This window comes from uncultured Allobosea sp., from assembly GCF_945956895.1.
GTDB lineage: Bacteria > Pseudomonadota > Alphaproteobacteria > Rhizobiales > Beijerinckiaceae > Allobosea.
On the sequence record NZ_CAMFJF010000004.1, the window covers coordinates 125,219 to 141,258 of the forward strand.

Annotated in this window: 16 protein-coding genes; 11 read left to right on the top strand and 5 right to left on the bottom strand. The window is 66.0% G+C overall.

The genetic code is table 11. The features are described from left to right. The first annotated feature begins 79 nt into the window (after positions 1-79). Both hrcA and Q0Q02_RS04335 read left to right on the top strand, forming a co-directional pair. A complete protein-coding gene (gene hrcA, locus Q0Q02_RS04330; RefSeq protein WP_293807213.1) occupies positions 80-1,165 on the top strand; it encodes a heat-inducible transcriptional repressor HrcA in 1,086 nt (361 codons plus the stop codon). 281 nt (positions 1,166-1,446) lie between these two features. Continuing rightward, entirely contained in the window at positions 1,447-1,695 is a 249-nt protein-coding gene (locus tag Q0Q02_RS04335) for a DUF3297 family protein (protein WP_257733185.1), read from the top strand. A gap of 147 nt (positions 1,696-1,842) precedes the next feature. Here Q0Q02_RS04335 and Q0Q02_RS04340 read toward each other — a convergent pair whose 3' ends face one another. Then, positions 1,843-2,379 carry a GNAT family N-acetyltransferase gene (locus Q0Q02_RS04340; protein WP_293807216.1) on the bottom strand — a complete coding sequence of 179 codons (537 nt, stop codon included), beginning with the start codon at positions 2,377-2,379 and terminating at the stop codon, positions 1,843-1,845. Further along, on the bottom strand, positions 2,376-2,975 hold the full coding sequence (locus tag Q0Q02_RS04345) for an XRE family transcriptional regulator (RefSeq protein WP_293807218.1): 600 nt from the start codon (positions 2,973-2,975) through the stop codon (positions 2,376-2,378). Before Q0Q02_RS04345 ends, Q0Q02_RS04340 begins: the two co-directional genes overlap by 4 nt. A gap of 249 nt (positions 2,976-3,224) precedes the next feature. Between Q0Q02_RS04345 and lepA the strand changes: the two genes are divergently transcribed. Continuing rightward, positions 3,225-5,030, top strand: coding sequence for a translation elongation factor 4 (gene lepA / locus Q0Q02_RS04350; RefSeq protein ID WP_293807220.1), 1,806 nt, complete (start codon positions 3,225-3,227; stop codon positions 5,028-5,030). Between the two features lie 144 nt (positions 5,031-5,174). Here the strand turns inward: lepA and Q0Q02_RS04355 are convergent, their stop codons facing one another. Both Q0Q02_RS04355 and Q0Q02_RS04360 read right to left on the bottom strand, forming a co-directional pair. Then, on the bottom strand, positions 5,175-5,510 hold the full coding sequence (locus Q0Q02_RS04355) for a GIY-YIG nuclease family protein (RefSeq protein ID WP_293807337.1): 336 nt from the start codon (positions 5,508-5,510) through the stop codon (positions 5,175-5,177). A gap of 64 nt (positions 5,511-5,574) precedes the next feature. Continuing rightward, a complete protein-coding gene (locus Q0Q02_RS04360) occupies positions 5,575-6,294 on the bottom strand; it encodes a TetR/AcrR family transcriptional regulator (RefSeq protein WP_367275014.1) in 720 nt (239 codons plus the stop codon). A 120-nt stretch (positions 6,295-6,414) separates the two neighbouring features. Here Q0Q02_RS04360 and Q0Q02_RS04365 point away from each other — a divergent pair, with 120 nt between their 5' ends. The 8 genes from Q0Q02_RS04365 to tam all read left to right on the top strand — a co-directional run bounded on the left by Q0Q02_RS04365 (position 6,415) and on the right by tam (position 14,756). Further along, complete coding sequence (locus Q0Q02_RS04365; RefSeq protein ID WP_293807222.1) at positions 6,415-7,161, top strand: SDR family NAD(P)-dependent oxidoreductase; 747 nt, start codon at positions 6,415-6,417, stop codon at positions 7,159-7,161. A gap of 8 nt (positions 7,162-7,169) precedes the next feature. Then, positions 7,170-8,387 (top strand): acyl-CoA dehydrogenase family protein, encoded by a 1,218-nt coding sequence (locus Q0Q02_RS04370; protein ID WP_293807224.1) that lies wholly within the window; start codon positions 7,170-7,172, stop codon positions 8,385-8,387. A gap of 4 nt (positions 8,388-8,391) precedes the next feature. Next, on the top strand, positions 8,392-9,429 hold the full coding sequence (locus Q0Q02_RS04375) for a phosphotransferase family protein (protein ID WP_293807226.1): 1,038 nt from the start codon (positions 8,392-8,394) through the stop codon (positions 9,427-9,429). A 262-nt stretch (positions 9,430-9,691) separates the two neighbouring features. Continuing rightward, positions 9,692-10,828 carry an ABC transporter substrate-binding protein gene (locus Q0Q02_RS04380; RefSeq protein WP_293807228.1) on the top strand — a complete coding sequence of 379 codons (1,137 nt, stop codon included), beginning with the start codon at positions 9,692-9,694 and terminating at the stop codon, positions 10,826-10,828. 197 nt (positions 10,829-11,025) lie between these two features. Next, on the top strand, positions 11,026-12,069 hold the full coding sequence (locus Q0Q02_RS04385) for an iron ABC transporter permease (protein ID WP_293807230.1): 1,044 nt from the start codon (positions 11,026-11,028) through the stop codon (positions 12,067-12,069). Positions 12,070-12,072: 3 nt separating this feature from the next. Continuing rightward, entirely contained in the window at positions 12,073-12,858 is a 786-nt protein-coding gene (locus Q0Q02_RS04390; protein ID WP_293807232.1) for an ABC transporter ATP-binding protein, read from the top strand. A gap of 59 nt (positions 12,859-12,917) precedes the next feature. After that, positions 12,918-13,709, top strand: a complete 792-nt coding sequence (locus Q0Q02_RS04395) for a methyltransferase domain-containing protein (protein WP_293807234.1) — start codon at positions 12,918-12,920, stop codon at positions 13,707-13,709. A 261-nt stretch (positions 13,710-13,970) separates the two neighbouring features. After that, positions 13,971-14,756 carry a trans-aconitate 2-methyltransferase gene (gene tam / locus Q0Q02_RS04400; RefSeq protein WP_293807236.1) on the top strand — a complete coding sequence of 262 codons (786 nt, stop codon included), beginning with the start codon at positions 13,971-13,973 and terminating at the stop codon, positions 14,754-14,756. A gap of 169 nt (positions 14,757-14,925) precedes the next feature. On the opposite strand, the gene Q0Q02_RS04405 is transcribed toward tam, so the two are convergent. After that, positions 14,926-16,032 (bottom strand): siderophore-interacting protein, encoded by a 1,107-nt coding sequence (locus tag Q0Q02_RS04405; RefSeq protein ID WP_293807238.1) that lies wholly within the window; start codon positions 16,030-16,032, stop codon positions 14,926-14,928. Between the last annotated feature and the right edge of the window lie 8 nt (positions 16,033-16,040).

Consider the following 16,040-nt stretch of genomic DNA (forward strand, 5'->3'; position numbering starts at 1 on the left):
CGGGCTGGTTCTGCCCCTTGATCCCTGCGCTCTGCATGACGACAATAGGACGAGAACGACGGTTCGCCTGAAAAGGTTCATGAGCGCCCATACGCCCCGCCCTGAGACGATGAGCAGCTTGGTCGAGACCGACCAGCGCTCGCGCGAGATTTTTCGCCAGATCGTCGACGGCTACATGGCCACCGGCGAGCCGGTCGGCTCGCGCAACATCGCCCGCCTTCTGCCGATGTCGCTCTCGCCGGCGACGGTGCGCAACGTCATGACCGACCTCGAAATGGCCGGGCTGATCTACGCGCCGCATACCTCTGCGGGGCGCTTGCCCACGGAAAGAGGCCTGCGCTTCTTCGTCGATGCGATGATGGAGGTCGGCAATCTCACGACCGACGAGCGCTCGCGCATCGAGGCCCAGATCAGGGTCGCCGCCAGCAATCGCAATCTCGACCAGACCCTGACGGAAGCCTCGGCGCTGCTCTCCGGCCTGTCGCGTGGTGCCGGCGTCGTCGTCACTACCAAGGCCGACGTCCGGTTGAAGCATATCGAGTTCGTCCGGCTCGACCCGCTGCGGGCGCTGGTCGTGCTCGTCTCCGAGGACGGCACGGTCGAGAACCGCCTGCTGGCCTTGCCGCCCGGCCTGCCGGCCTCGGCGCTGAGCGAGGCCGCGAATTTCCTCAACGCCCGTATCCTCGGCAAGACGCTGGCCGACCTGCGCAGCGAGATCGGCGGGCAGCGCGCCCTGATGGAGCGCGAGCTCGACGCCCTGACCGCTCGGCTCGTCGAGAGCGGTATCGCGACCCAGGCCGGCCCCGGCAGCGATCGCCATCTCATCGTGCGCGGCCAGGCCAATCTGCTCGACGATCTCCGGGCGCAAGAGGATCTCGAGCGCATCCGCATGCTGTTCGGCGATCTGGAGACGCAGACCGACGTCATCGACCTGCTGACTCGGGCCGAGGATGGCGACGGCGTGCGCATCTTCATCGGCTCGGAGAACAAGCTGTTCTCGATGTCCGGCTCCTCGATGGTGGCCGCACCCTTCCGCGATGCCGAGCAGCGCATCGTCGGCGTCGTCGGCATCATCGGCCCGACACGCCTGAACTATGCCCGCATCGTCCCGATGGTCGATTACACCGCCAAGGTTGTGGGCCGATTGCTCGACGGCAGCCGCTGAAGCGCGGTTTCTCCATGGGAAAATTCGCCGACAGGGCCGTCATTGCGAGCACAGCGAAGCAATCCAGAGGGACCGGGTTGAACCATTTCACCCGGTCCCTCTGGATTGCTTCGTCGCTTCGCTCCTCGCAATGACGGCGAAGCAGCGTCGTGCTTATGGACCCCGGCGCGGTACAAGGGCCGTCCGGAATGACGACGTGTTTCCCAGGAAAGTTGGCTTTGCGGGCGGAAGCGGCTATCGAGCGGGCAAAGCAATCCTTTCCGCAATTCAGGTTACGACCCATGTCCGAGCAGCTTCCCGACCGGCTTTCCGTCAATCCGGACAGCCCTTTCTATAATGAAGAGGTGCTGGCGCGTGACATCGGCATCCGCTTCAAGGGCGTCGAGAAGACCAATGTCGAGGAGTATTGCGTCTCCGAGGGCTGGGTGAAGGTCTCCGCCGGCAACGCCAAGGACCGTTTCGGCCGCCCGATGACGATCACGCTCAAGGGCCCGGTCGAGCCTTACATCCGCGGCAAGGTCGAGGGCTGAGCCTCCATTGTCATTCCGGGGCTTCGCGCAGCGAAGAGCCCGGAATCCACGACCGGGCGAGCCGCTAGTCGTGGGATATCAAATGCTCCACCCAGTCGTGGGTTCCGGGTTCACGCCGGCGGCGTGCCCCGGAATGACAAGGGTGGTTCAAGCCAGGCTCTTGTAGAAAAACGTCGAGCCGCAATCGGCACCATCCGGCATCAGCGCATAGCGCGGGATGGTGCCGGCCTCGGTCCAGCCCAATCGGTTATAGAGCCGCCGTGCCGCGCCATGCTCGTCCGTGTCGAGCACCAAGAGGTCGCGGCCCTTCTCCTGCGCGATCGCCTCGGCACGCTGCATCAGCGCCTCGCCGATGCCCTGCCGGCGGGCGCGTGAATGCACCAGCACCTTCGCGATCTCGGCCCGGTGCGGCTGGTTCGGCTTGGCCGTCAGGTGGATCTGGGCCGTGCCGACGAGGCCGTCACCGTTTCGGGCGGCCAGCAGGATGACCTGCCCGCTCGCGACACCCGCCGCGACATCACGCCAGAAGCGCTCGTAATCGGCTGATGTGTTCCAGCTCATGAAACCAACGGAGGCGCCGTTGGCGACGCTGTCGCGCAGGATCTCGGCGAGCGCCGGGATGGCCGCCTCGGCAGCCTTGGCGTCGAGCGTTTCAATGGAGACGGCGAGGCTGGTCGCGTTCATGCGATATGTCCCGGAAAGGCGCCGCTTCTGGCGGCGAGGATGACGGCATAGCGGACGGGTGCATCGCCCGGATTGCGGTAGATGATCGGGCCGCGCAGATGCATCTGCAGGCAGTCGCCCTCGGCAAGCGTGTAGGGGATGCCTTCGACGGTCAGGTCGAGCCGGCCGCGCAGCACCCAGATCTGCTGGTCGAGTGCGGCCGCGCCGGTCGCGTTGTCGAGCCTCACTTCGGAACCTGCCGGCAATTCCACCTCGACGATCTCGAAGCCCGAGCCTGTCCCGCGCGGCGAGACGTTGCGGCGCAGGTAGCCGCTCGCCGGATCGCGCCAGACCGGCTGGGCGTCGCTGCGCGTCAGCGGCCCGCTTCCTGCATTCTCCTCCAGCAAGGCCGAGAGCGAGAGGCCGAGCCCGGAGCCGAGCCGGACCAGCAACGCTGCCGTCGGGCTCGATTCGCCGCGCTCGACGCGGGAGATCATCGCCCGGCTCACCCCGCTGCGCTCGGCAAGCGCATCGAGCGTCAGGCCATGGCGCTGGCGGGCGGCCTTGAGGCGCTGGCCGAGCAGCCGGTCGATCTCGGTGTCGTGGTCGAATTCCATGAATGGAGAATAATTATCAGATATTAGAATTTGCAAGCTTCATTTGCGATCGACGTGAACCTCGCCGTCATCCCGGGCTTGACCCGGGATCCATGCCGGAGCGCTTCCGAAAGAAGTTCAGGCATGGATCCCGGATCTCCGCTTCGCTGCGTCCGGGATGACGTGGTGGTTCCGGGAAAAGCAGCACGAAGATGTCTTCGAGCGGGCCAACCGCTTGGCGGAAGGCGGCTTCACTGCTATGGCGCGCGCATGAGCACCCGTTCCATCGACAATATCCGCAACTTCTCGATCGTTGCCCATATCGACCACGGCAAGTCGACGCTGGCCGACCGTCTGATCCAGCAGACCGGCACCGTCGCTGCCCGCGACATGAGCGAGCAGATCCTCGACTCGATGGATATCGAGAAGGAGCGCGGCATTACCATCAAGGCGCAGACGGTGCGGCTCGACTACAAGGCGAAGGATGGCAAGGATTACATCCTGAACCTGATGGACACCCCCGGCCATGTCGACTTCGCCTATGAGGTCTCGCGCTCGCTCGCGGCCTGCGAGGGCTCGCTGCTGGTGGTCGACGCTTCGCAGGGCGTCGAGGCCCAGACGCTCGCCAACGTCTATCAGGCGCTCGACGCCAATCACGAGATCGTCACCGTCCTCAACAAGATCGACCTGCCGGCGGCCGATCCCGACCGGATCAAGCAGCAGATCGAGGACGTGATCGGCCTCGATGCCTCGGAGGCGGTGCCGATCTCGGCCAAGACCGGCCTCAATATCGAGGGCGTGCTGGAAGCCATCGTCGAGAAGCTGCCGCCGCCGAAGGGCGACCCGGATGCCTCGCTCAAGGCGATGCTGGTCGACTCGTGGTACGACGCCTATCTCGGCGTCGTCGTGCTCGTGCGCATCATCGACGGCGTGCTCAAGAAGGGCATGACCATCCGCATGATGCGCGCCAACGCCTCCTATGGCGTCGACCGCGTCGGCGTGTTCAAGCCCAAGATGGCCGAGGTCAAGCAGCTCGGCCCCGGCGAGGTCGGCTTCTTCACCGCCTCGATCAAGGAAGTCGCGGATACCGCCGTCGGCGACACCATCACCGACGAGAAGAAGCCGATCGCCGAGCCGCTGCCGGGCTTCAAGCCGGTGCAGCCGGTCGTGTTCTGCGGCATCTTTCCGGTCGATGCCGCCGATTTCGAATTGCTGCGAGGCGCCATGGCGAAGCTGCGCCTGAACGATGCCTCGTTCTCCTACGAGATGGAGACGAGCGCCGCGCTCGGCTTCGGCTTCCGTTGCGGCTTCCTCGGCCTGCTGCATCTGGAGATCATCCAGGAGCGGCTGGAGCGCGAGTTCAACCTCAACCTGATCTCGACCGCGCCCTCGGTGGTCTATCACCTGCGCCTGCGCGACGGCTCGACGCTGGAGCTGCACAACCCGGCCGACATGCCGGATGTGATGAAGATCGAGGCGATCGACGAGCCCTGGATCCGCGCCACCATCTTCACGCCGGACGAGTATCTCGGCTCGGTGCTGAAGCTCTGCCAGGACCGCCGCGGTCTTCAGATCGATCTCGGCTATGTCGGCTCGCGCGCCAAGGTCGTCTACGACCTGCCGCTCAACGAAGTCGTCTTCGACTTCTACGACCGCCTCAAGTCGATCTCGAAGGGTTATGCCTCCTTCGACTACCAGATCACCGACTATCGCGAGGGCGACCTCGTGCGGATGTCGGTCCTGGTCAATGCCGAGCCGGTCGACGCACTCTCGATGCTGGTCCACCGGACGCGGGCCGAGTCGCGCGGCCGCGCCATGTGCGAGAAGCTCAAGGAGCTGATCCCGCCGCATATGTTCCAGATTCCGGTGCAGGCGGCGATCGGCGGCAAGATCATCGCCCGAGAGACCATCCGGGCGCTGCGCAAGGACGTCACCGCCAAGTGCTATGGCGGCGACGCGACCCGCAAGCGCAAGCTTCTGGAGAAGCAGAAGGAAGGCAAGAAGAAGATGCGGCAGTTCGGCAAGGTCGAAATCCCGCAGGAAGCCTTCATCGCCGCCCTAAAGATGGACGATTGAGCAGGCGCCTCTCGCGCCTTTCCATCACGCCGTCATTCCGGGCTTGACCCGGAATCCATCGTAAAGCGCAGAACTCTCCGATGGATTCCGGATCGGCGCCGCTGTCGCGGCTTGTCCGGAATGACGCGGCGGTTTTCGAAGGCGTCAGAGCGCCTCGGCGCCGAGCTTCGCCTGCCAATGGGCGAGGCGCTCCTTCAGCACGCGATCCAAGACATAGGCGATATTCTCGTCCTCCAGCCTTTCCAGCGCCTCGAAGCGGAAGGCTTCGGGGCCATGTGCGTTCCAGGCTGCCTGCAAGGAGCGCTGGCGATGGCTGCCATGGCGCAAGGTGAAGCGCAGGCGGTTCTCGATCGTCGCGAGATCGGGCGCGCGCCCCACCCAAGTCAGCCCGGCCGCCTCGCAATGGAAGGCAAAGATGCCGGCTATCGTCTTCCGTTCCTTATAGGCGGCCGTTGCCGCCTTCCTGTCAGCTATCTGCATCATCAGGCCCATCCTGTTCGTGATGGGCGATCCAATAATACCCGGATTTTAATAAGGCAAGTTTTTATCCGGGTAATTTACTCGAATGGCCGGTCGCCCGCGCTCGCACCGCCGCCATGATGAAGTCGGTCGTTGCGGCGACATAGGTCTCGATCGAGGTGCCGCGTTTCCGGTATTTGGCGCGCTTCACATACCATTCCTGCAGCAGCGGCTTGATCAGCGCGGCGGAGAGATCGACGTCTCCGATCGCGAAGACGCCGCCCGCCGCACCGCGCCGCAGCACATCGGCGATGATCGTCTCGGTCGCGGCCTCGCTGTCGACAGCCTGCCGGCGCTCAGCTGCGGGGAACGACTTCGCTTCCATGAAGGCGAAGACGAACCAGGGCTGCATCGCCTCGGTCAGGCGGATATGGCTCTCGATCAGCCAGGCGAGATGGCGTCGTGGATCGTCTGTCACCGTGGGCGGCGGGCTCCCCAGGAGGGCCTGCGCCGTTCCGGCGACTTCGCCCAGAATCATCGCCAGCAGCGTCGTCTTGTTGGGGAAATAGGCATAGAGCCCGCCCATGCTGAGGCCCGAGGCCTCGGCGAGGTCGCGCAGGCTGGTGGCGTGAAAACCCTGCCGGTTCGAGAGCTTGAGCGTGGCCTCGACGATGCGCGCGAGATTGGCGACGGCGACATGCGGTTTGCGCACGCGGATGGCGTCGCGATGCCGTTCGAAGATGCGCTGGCACAGCGCCTCCATCGAGAAGGCGCCGGCGTCGTCCTTGTGATCGGCCGGCTGCAACCTGTCCTCGCCTCCGTCTGGCTCAAGCTTCCGCTGTCGAAACAAGCCTATTGCAAGCGCGGATGCATCGCCATAAAAATAGCGAGCGCTCGCTCGATTTTTGGTGGAGGAACCGCCGCGATGTTCGAGGACCTTTCAGGCCGGACGGCTTTGGTGACGGGCGCGTCCGGCGGGCTGGGGCTGCATTTCGCCAAGCTGCTTGCGCGCCATGGCGCCGATGTGACGCTCGCTGCGCGAAGGCAGTCTGCGCTGGATCAGGCGGGCGCCGAGATCGCCGCGGCGGGCGGCAGCGCGAAACATCTGGTCCTGGATGTGGCCGATGCGGCCTCGATTGCGGATGCGCTCGACGGCCGGCATTTCGACATCCTCGTCAACAATGCCGGGGTCAGCGGTGCCGGTCGGGCGGCCGACCTCTCCGAAGCCGAATGGGACGCGGTGCTCGACACCAATCTGAAGGGCGTCTTCTTCGTTGCCCAGGCCGTGGCGCGCGGCATGCGCGAGAGCGGCCGGGGCGGAAGCATCGTCAATATCGCCTCGATCCTCGGCCATCGCGTCGCCGGCGGCGTCAGCGCCTATGCCGCTTCGAAGGCGGGCGTGATCCAGTTGACCAAGGCGCTGGCGCTCGAATGGGCGCGTGATCGCATCCGCGTCAACGCGCTCTGCCCCGGCTATATCGAGACCGACATCAACCGCGATTTCTTCGCGACCGAAGCCGGCCTGAACCTGATCAAGCGCATCCCGCAGCGCAGGCTGGGCCAACCGGAAGAGCTCGACGGCGCGCTATTGCTGCTCGCTTCCGCCGCCGGCAGTTACATCACTGGCGCGACCATCGAAGTCGATGGCGGCCACCTCGTTTCATCCCTGTGAGCACGATCATGGATTTCGAGATTTCTCCCCGGATCGAAGACTACCGCGCGCGTATCGCCGCCTTCGTCGAGCGCGAGATCCTGCCGCTCGAAGCCGACCGGGCGTCCTATGACGCCCACGGCAACATCGCCCTGCCGCTGCTCGATACCATGCGGGCCAAGGCTCGCGCCGAGGGGCTCTGGTGCCTGCAGCTCAAGCCGGAGACCGGAGGGATCGGGCTCGGCAAGATGGGCATGGCCGTTGCTTACGAGGAGATGAACCGCTCGATCTTCGGCCCGGCGGTGTTCAACTCGGCGGCGCCCGACGACGGCAACATGATGGTGCTGGAGGCGCTCGGCACGCCCGCGCAGAAGGAGCGCTGGCTGAAGCCGATCGTCGAGGGCAAGGTGCGCTCCGCCTTCGCCATGACCGAGCCGCATCCGGGCGGCGGCTCCGATCCCTCGATGATCCGGACGAAGGCCGAGCGGCACGGCGACAAGTACATTGTCAGCGGCCGCAAATGGTTCATCACCGGCGCGGAGGAAGCCAAGCACTTCATTCTGGTCGCCCGCACCTCGGACGATCCGCGCAACGGCCTCACCGCCTTCCTCTTCCATGCCGACCAGCCGGGCTGGCGCATCCTGCGCCGCATCGAGATCATGGGGCCGGAGGAGCATGGCGGCCATTGCGAGCTGGAGTTCGACGGGCTCGAAATCCCCGCGGAGAACGTGCTCGCCGGCGAGGGCAAGGGCATGAAGGTGACGCAGGTTCGGCTGGGCCCGGCCCGCCTGACCCATTGCATGCGCTGGCTCGGCCTCTCCAAACGCTGCATCGAGATCGCCCAGGCCTATGCCGCCGAGCGCTACGGCTTCGGCCAGCGCCTTGCCGATCGCGAGAGCATCCAGCTCAAGCTCGGCGACCTCGCCATGCGCATCGAGATCGGCCGCCTCTTGGTGATGAAGGCGGCCTGGGAGCTCGATCGCGGCGGCTTCGCCCGCAAGGAGGTCTCGATGGCCAAGGTCCAGGTCGCCAATGTCCTGCACGATGCCGCCGATGTCGCGATCCAGGTCAATGGCGCGCGCGGCTATTCCAAGGACACCGTGCTCGAATGGATCTACCGCTATGCCCGTCAGGCGCGGCTGGTGGACGGCGCCGACGAGGTCCACAAGATGGTGCTGAACCGCTTCCTCACGCAGGAGGGGCGGGATTTCTGGCATTGGCCCGTGGCCGGTCAGGCCCAGGGCTGAGGCCATGGCCGCGCCGGCACCGTCCAGCATCGATTTCGACCCGACCGCCCTGGCAAACCTCCTGCGCGCGCAGTTCGGCATCGGCGAGCTCGCGCTCGAACGCATCGGCGGCGGCCAGTCGAACCCGACCTATTTCGTCGACTGGGGCACGCGCCGCCTCGTGCTGCGCAAGCAGCCGGCCGGGCCGATCCTGCGCGGCGCCCATGCGGTCGACCGCGAGTTCCGCGTGCTCGAAGCGCTCTCGCACACGAATGTGCCGGTGCCGCGCGCCGTGCTCTTCCATGCCGATCCCGAAGCGCTCGGCACGCCCTTCTACCTGATGGAGCGATTGGAGGGCCGCGTCTTCCATGATGCCGCCTTGCCCGGTCTCACTCCCGAAGAGCGTCACGGCCTCTATCTCGGCATGGCCGAGGCACTGGCGAAGCTGCATGCGGTGAAGCCCGATGAGGTCGGGCTCGACGATTTCGGCCGGCCGGGCAATTATTTCGAGCGTCAGATCGCGCGCTGGACCAGGCAGTTGCGGGAATCGCCGGGCGAGCCGATCCCCGAATTGGAGGCCGTCGCCGACTGGCTGCCGGCCCATCTGCCCGACGATGACGGTCAAGTCTCCATCGCCCATGGCGATTTCCGGCTCGGCAATCTGCTCTTCCACCCGGATAAGCCGGAGGTGATCGGCATCCTCGACTGGGAACTCTCGACGCTCGGCCACCCGCTCGCCGATCTCGGTTATTGCGCCATGCCCTGGCACACCGCGCCGGACGAATATGGCGGTATCCTCGGCCTCGACCGGGCCGCGCTCGGCATTCCCACGGAAATCGAATTCCTCGCGCATTACTATGCCCATGCCGTGCCGACGGCACCGCTGCTGCGGTTCCACCTGGTCTTCGCGCTGTTTCGCTTCGCCGTGATCTTCGTCGGCATCGCCGACCGGGTCCGCGCCGGCACGGCCGCGGCAGCCAATGCGGCCGAGGTCGCGCCGCTCGCCCGGCACTTCGCGATGCGCGCGCGCGAGGCGATGGAAGGGCATGAAAAGCTTGCCTGAACGCCCCTTGCGGCGCTCGGGCTGAGTGCTTGCCGTGGAACTGCGCTGTCATCCCGGATCTGCGCTGCTGTGCAGCTTGTCCGGAATGACACCCTGGTCTGGCAGAATTTATCAAGCTCAAGATAAGCTGTTTGCTTTGAAAGCTGGCTCTATTCTAAAGTAATTATAATTTAGATCCACTCAAAACAGCTAGAATTGCTTTGCCGTCCCAAGACGAGCTGTGTTAGCGCGAGGGCATCTTCCTTGGCAGGATGCTCTTCCGATGTCCGCTCCCCTTTGGCTTGCCCGTCTGTCCTCCGCCGTGCTCATCGGCGCTGCCGTCTTGTTTGCGGGAGCCGCCAGCGCCGAAACGATCGAGGTCACCGATCTCGCTGGCCGCGTCGTCAACGTCACCCGCGATCCCCAGAAGATCGTGCTCAGCGAGGGCCGCCAGCTCTACACGCTGGCGATGCTGGACCGCGAAGACCCGTTCAAGCGTGTCGTCGGCTGGGGCAACGACCTGATCGAGAACGATCCGGGCGCCTGGCAGAAATACCTCGCCAAGTTCCCGAAGGCCAAGGGCGTCGCGAACATGGGCAATCCCTATGCCGCCGATGTCAGCATGGAGAAGATCGCGGCGCTCGGCACCGAGGTCTACATTCTCGACCTCTCCAACTACTTCAAGGCGCAGGAGACGGGCCTGCTCGCCAAGCTCGAGAAGGCCGGCATCACCACCGTCTTCGTCGATTTCCGTCAGGACCCGACCCAGAACGTGCTGCCGAGCGTGCAGCTGCTGGGCCGCATCCTCGGCCGCGAGAAGGAGGCGAACGCCTTCGCCGACTATTATCTGCGCCAGACCCGCAGCATCTATGCCCGCGTCGGCGCGATCCCCGACAAGCAGAAGCCGGTGGTCTTCGTCGAGCGCGCAGCCGGCCTCCTGCCTTGCTGCGCCACCTTCGGCCCCTTCAATTTCGGTCGCTATATCGAGGAGGCCGGTGGCCGCAACTGGGGCAGCCAGTTCTTCTCCGCCTTCCAGGCGCAGGCTGCGCAAGAGAAGGTGCTGGCCGATAATCCGGACATCTATTTTCTCACCGGCGCCAACTGGTACGCCAGCAACCCCGGCAGCAATGCGGTCGCGCTCGGCTATGATGCGACGCCGGAGCAGGTGCAGAAGCAACTGGTGGCGCTGATGAACCGCCCGGGCTTCCAGCAGCTCAAGGCGGTGCAGGGCAAGAAGGTCATGGCCTTCTACCACCAGTTCTACGACATGCCCTATTACTTCATCGCCGAGCTCGCCATGGCGAAGGAGTTCTATCCGGACCGGTTCAAGGACGTCGATCCGGAGGCAGTCTTCAAGGAATTCCACGAGAAATTCCTGCCGATCTCCTATTCCGGCGTGTTCTGGGCCAGGCTCCAGTGAGAATCCGTTTGGAAACACCAGCCCTCATCCTGAGGAGGCCCGCAGGGTCGTCTCGAAGGATGCTCCAGATGCCGGGGCTTCCTGAAGCATCCTTCGAGACGCCATTCCCAAGGGAATGGCTCCTCAGGATGAGGGCTGAGGGTGGTTTCAAACAGCCTCCGAGCGCGGCCTGAGCGAAGATGGCCGCAACCCTGCCCATGACGGCAACAGCCACCGGGGACTATCGCCGGCGCAACGCGCGCCGGTTGAAGCTCGTCCTGGTCGGGCTCGTCGCGCTCGCCGTCGCATTGGCGCTCGATGTCTCGATCGGGCCCGGTAATCTGCCGCTCGGCGATGTCCTGCGCACGCTGGTCGATCCGCAATCGGCCACGCCGCGGCTTGCCGTCATCGTCTGGGACCTGCGCCTGCCGATCGCGCTGATGGCGCTCGCCGTCGGCGCCATGCTCGGCCTGAGTGGCGCGGGCATGCAGACCATCCTCGCCAATCCGCTGGCCGACCCCTTCACGCTCGGCGTCTCCGCCGCCGCGACGGTCGGTGCCTCCGTCGCGATCGTCTTCGGCTGGAGCGTTGTGCCAGGCGCCGGTCCCTTCATCGTCACCGCCAATGCCTTCGTCTTCGCGCTGGCGGCCTCGCTTATCCTGTTCTTCATGACCAAGCTGCGCGGCGTCAGCGCCGAGACGATGATCCTGGTCGGCATCGCCCTGCTCTTCACCTGCAATGCGATCACCGCGCTGCTGCAATACCGCTCGAACGAGGTGCAACTCACCCAGATCGTGTTCTGGACGCTGGGCAGCCTCGCCCGTGCGAGCTGGGACAAGGTCGGCGTCGCCGCCGTCCTGATCGCGCTCGCCCTGCCGTTCTTCCTGATGCGCGGCTGGGCATTGACGGCTCTGCGCCTCGGCGACGAGCGCGCCGAGAGCCTCGGCGTCCGCGTCGATCGCCTGCGGTTGGAGATCCTGATCGCGACCTCGCTGCTCGCGGCCGTCTCGGTCTCCTTCGTCGGCGGCATCGGCTTCATCGGCCTCGTCGGCCCGCATATCGCGCGGTTGCTCGTCGGCGAGGACCAGCGCTTCTTCCTGCCGGCCGCGACGATCGCCAGCGCCGTGCTGCTCTCGCTCGCCTCCACCGTCTCGAAGGTGATCACGCCCGGCGTGATCTATCCGATCGGCATCATCACGGCGCTGATCGGCGTGCCCTTCTTCATCAGCCTGGTCATGTCGATCCGCGGGCGGGGAGTCTGAGCGATGGCATTGCAATTGTGCGACCTCGACTTCCGCTATGGCACGACGCCGGTCCTGCAGGGGCTCGGCACCGACGCCCTGCCGCGCGGCGAGCTGGCCGCGCTGGTCGGCCCCAACGGCTCCGGCAAGTCGACGCTGTTCCGCTGCGCCGCCGGCCTGCTGCGGCCCGAGCGCGGCACGGTCGCGCTCGACGGCCATGACCTGTCGCAGCTCTCGCAGCGCGAGCGGGCTCGCAAGGTCTTCTATCTCGCGCAGGATACCGGCGCGCGCGTGGCGCTCTCGGTCTTCGACATCATCCTGCTCGCCCGCAAGAGCCTGCATCGCGGCTATGCCCTTGCGGCCTCGCCTGAAGATACCCGCGCCGTCGAGGCGGTGGTCGAGGAACTGGGCCTTGCGCCTTTCGCCTCGCGTGACATCGCGACGCTCTCCGGCGGCCAGCGCCAGCTTGCCGCGATCGGCCAGGCGCTGGTGCGCGAGCCCGACGTGCTGCTGCTCGACGAGCCGACCAGCGCCCTCGACGTGCGCCGCCAGCTCGACGTCATGGCGACGATCCGCGCGGCGACGCGCCGGCGCGACATCGTCACGGTCGTGGCGATCCACGATCTCTCGCTGGCGGCGCGCTTCGCCGACCGGGTGCTGGTGATGAATACCGGGCGCATCGCGCAGGCCGGCGCGCCGGCCGAAGTGCTTGCGCATGAGGCGGTCGCGGAGACATATGCCGTCGGCGTGCATCTGGAGCATTCGGCCCGGGGCACGCTTCTGGTCGAGCCCTATATCCAGGTTCACTGAAGCATTTTCGAGCGAAGTGGACACCGGTTCGCGTCAAGAAAATGCGAGAAAGCAAAGCGATGTCCGCTCCCGCTTCCCACGACAATTTCACCCTGAAGGAAGAGATCCGCGCCTATTGGTCGGCGCGGGCCGAGAGCTTCGATCTCTCCTTCGGCCACGCGATCAAGTCGGATCGCGAATTGAAGGCCTTCCAGCGCCTGATCGGCGATTCCTTCGGCCTCGAGCCGCTCGACGTGCTCGACCTCGCCTGCGGCACCGGCGAGATCACCCGCGCCCTGCTCTCGCTGAAGCACCGGGTCACCGCGCTCGACTTCTCCGAAGCGATGCTGGAGCGCGCCCGCGCCAAGCACGGCAAGGCGGCTCGCTTCCGCCTCGGCGATGCCGAGCACCTGCTCGACGAGGATGCGAGCTACGACGCGGCGATCACCCGCCACCTCGTCTGGACGCTGACCGATCCGGAAGCGGCGCTCAGCGAATGGTTCCGCGTCCTGCGCCCCGGCGGCCGCCTGCTGGTGATCGACGGCGACTGGGTCAACCGCACGCGCTGGCAGGCGCTGGTCAACCGCTTCGGCACCTGGCTGCGCGAGAAGCGCGGCGCCGCCGTTCACCAGATCGATGCCGACACCCATGCCTCGATCACCAGCCGCTTCTATTTCAAAAACGGCCTGAGCCGGCAGCGCCTCGAAGCGATGCTCACCGCCGCCGGCTTCACCAACATCGTCCCGGCCGATTACCATCAGGTCGTGCGCGAGCAGCAGCGTGCGGCGCCGCTGCATGACGCGATCCGGCTGGCCTCCTCGACCCGTTTCGCCCTTCTCGCGCGCAAGCCTGCCGCCGCCGTTTCGCGCTAGGATTGTCGTTTCACGCAGAACCGCTGCCGTCATTCCGGGGCTTCGCAAAGCGAAGAGCCCGGAACCCAGAACCGACGCCGCTTCCGGAAGAAGCGCGGTCGGGTCACCGCTTCGATTCATGACGGCATCGGTTCTGGGTTCCGGGCTCAGGCCGTCGGCCTGCCCCGGAATGACCGGGAGGTTCCGTGTAGAATCGGCATGCTCTAAAGGAATTGACAGCGCGCCGCTTCTTCAGGCTGTGTCGCGGGACAGGAGCGAGCGATGAATGCCAAGCCGGATTGGGACGCCGCGCAATATCTGCGCTTCGAAGACGAGCGGACGCGGCCTTCGATCGACCTTCTCGCCCGCGTGCCGCTGAGCGATCCGAAGCGCTGCATCGATCTCGGCTGCGGCCCCGGCAACAGCACGGAGCTGGTCGCGGCCCGCTATCCCGATGCGGTCAATGAAGGCCTCGATTCTTCGCCGGACATGCTGGAGAAGGCGCGCAAGCGCCTGCCGAACCTCTCCTTCATCCTCGGCGACGTGAACACCTGGTCCGATGCGGCGGGCTACGACCTGATCTTCGCCAATGCCGTGCTGCAATGGCTGCCGGATCACGAGGGCCTGTTTCCGCGCCTGGCGCGTTCGCTGACGCCCGGTGGTGGCCTGGCCGTGCAGATGCCGAACAACCTGAACGAGCCCTCCCATGTCGCGATGCGCGAGGTGGCGGCGGAAGGGCCCTGGGCGGAGAAGCTCGCGAACGCCAAGGCCGAGCGCTCGGCGATCGGTTCCTTCGGCGATTACCGGCGCTGGCTGATCGAGGCCGGCTGCCGTGTCGATATCTGGCAGACGACCTATGTCCATGCGCTCGCCAATCTCGAAGCCATCGCCGAATGGTTCAAGAGCACCGGCCTGAAGCCCTATCTCGACCGTTTGACGGCCGAGGAGCAGGAGGACTTCCTCGCCCGTTATCTCGAGCGCATCGCGCCGCATTACCCGGTCGAGAGCGACGGCAAGGTGCTGCTGCGCTTCCCGCGCCTGTTCGTGGTCGCGGTCAGGGAAGGTTAGAGCCCGCAAGCTCTTAATTTGAAACGCGCCGTCATCCCGGCCGCAGCGAAGCGGAGAGCCGGGATCCATGCCTGAACCTTGATCGGAAGCGCTCCGGCATGGATCCCGGGGCAAGCCCGGGATGACCCGCGTGGTTCCGAGCTAAATCCACACGTCCAAGCGGTTGGGTTCAGCCCTTCGCGGCCTCCGCCTTCTTCGCGGCGACATGCTCCTCGTCGGAAGCCCCGGCGCGCCAGTAGCTGACGACGAGATTCTGGTCGCGCTCCGGTCTGAGCTTGCCGCGCGACGCGGCACGGATCGCCTTGAACGCGGCATGCTCAGCCGCAGCCCAGAGATAGGTGGAAGGGCCGTCCGCCGGCCAGTCGATCGTCGCGAAGGCATCCTGCAAGAGCGGCAGGCTGCCCGGCGCCGCCGCGCCGCGATGCAGCCAGGTCAGCGACATGCCGGCCGGATGGCGCAGGGGCTGCTCCTCGCTGGCGTTGGCGACTTCGATGAAGGCCTGCCCCTTGGCGTCTTCCGGCAGGTTCTCCAGCATGCGCGCCATGGCCGGCAGCCCGGTCTCGTCGGCAAGGAAGATATAGCGCTCGGCCGGCTTGAGCCCGCGCCCGCCCGGCCCTGCCATGCCGATCCGGTCGCCCGCCTTGGCCCGGAAGGCGAAGGCCGAGCCGGGGCCGGCATCCTCGTGCAGCACGAAATCGAGCGCGAGCGTGCCCGCGGCGGCGTCGATCTCGCGGATCGTGTATTTGCGCACCAGCGGACGGGTTTCCGCCGGCGAGGGCAGCAGCAAGCCGTCGTCGCCGACCATCGGCCAGCTCGGCTCGGTGACGCCGACTGGCGGGATGAACAGCCGCACATGCAGCGCGTCGATATGGTCGTAGCGGGCGAGATTCTCGGCCGTGAAGCGGATGTGGGCCATATGCGGCGTGATCCGCTCGACGCCGGTCACCGTCAGGATGCGGAACTCGGGCGGCAAAGCGGGGCCGGTGCCGTCGCCGGTCCAGCGCATCTCCGGCGTGGTGCCCTTCGAGGCGAATTCGATGACATGGCTCGCGATCGCGCGCTTCATGCCGAGCAGCGTGGCCAGATCCGGCGCCTCGACGCTGATATCGAGCGCGCTGTCGGTAAGGTCGATGCGCGCGCTGCTGCCATCAAGGGTGATGACCGTGGTGCCCTCCTGCTCGGCGATGACCGCCTCGTGCTCGACGAGATGTTCGCAGAGCGGCTTCAGGACGCCGGCCGGGTTGGCGAGCGCGATCCGGGTCGAGGTGGCCAGCATGATGGTCT

Coding starts and splice junctions, on each gene's coding strand:
- hrcA (WP_293807213.1), top strand. CDS start 80: ATGAGCGCCCATACGCCCCGCCCTGAGACGATGAGCAGCTTGGTCGAG.
- Q0Q02_RS04335 (WP_257733185.1), top strand. CDS start 1,447: ATGTCCGAGCAGCTTCCCGACCGGCTTTCCGTCAATCCGGACAGCCCT.
- Q0Q02_RS04340 (WP_293807216.1), bottom strand. CDS start 2,379: ATGAACGCGACCAGCCTCGCCGTCTCCATTGAAACGCTCGACGCCAAG.
- Q0Q02_RS04345 (WP_293807218.1), bottom strand. CDS start 2,975: ATGGAATTCGACCACGACACCGAGATCGACCGGCTGCTCGGCCAGCGC.
- lepA (WP_293807220.1), top strand. CDS start 3,225: ATGAGCACCCGTTCCATCGACAATATCCGCAACTTCTCGATCGTTGCC.
- Q0Q02_RS04355 (WP_293807337.1), bottom strand. CDS start 5,510: ATGCAGATAGCTGACAGGAAGGCGGCAACGGCCGCCTATAAGGAACGG.
- Q0Q02_RS04365 (WP_293807222.1), top strand. CDS start 6,415: ATGTTCGAGGACCTTTCAGGCCGGACGGCTTTGGTGACGGGCGCGTCC.
- Q0Q02_RS04370 (WP_293807224.1), top strand. CDS start 7,170: ATGGATTTCGAGATTTCTCCCCGGATCGAAGACTACCGCGCGCGTATC.
- Q0Q02_RS04375 (WP_293807226.1), top strand. CDS start 8,392: ATGGCCGCGCCGGCACCGTCCAGCATCGATTTCGACCCGACCGCCCTG.
- Q0Q02_RS04380 (WP_293807228.1), top strand. CDS start 9,692: ATGTCCGCTCCCCTTTGGCTTGCCCGTCTGTCCTCCGCCGTGCTCATC.
- Q0Q02_RS04385 (WP_293807230.1), top strand. CDS start 11,026: ATGACGGCAACAGCCACCGGGGACTATCGCCGGCGCAACGCGCGCCGG.
- Q0Q02_RS04390 (WP_293807232.1), top strand. CDS start 12,073: ATGGCATTGCAATTGTGCGACCTCGACTTCCGCTATGGCACGACGCCG.
- Q0Q02_RS04395 (WP_293807234.1), top strand. CDS start 12,918: ATGTCCGCTCCCGCTTCCCACGACAATTTCACCCTGAAGGAAGAGATC.
- tam (WP_293807236.1), top strand. CDS start 13,971: ATGAATGCCAAGCCGGATTGGGACGCCGCGCAATATCTGCGCTTCGAA.
- Q0Q02_RS04405 (WP_293807238.1), bottom strand. CDS start 16,032: ATGCTGGCCACCTCGACCCGGATCGCGCTCGCCAACCCGGCCGGCGTC.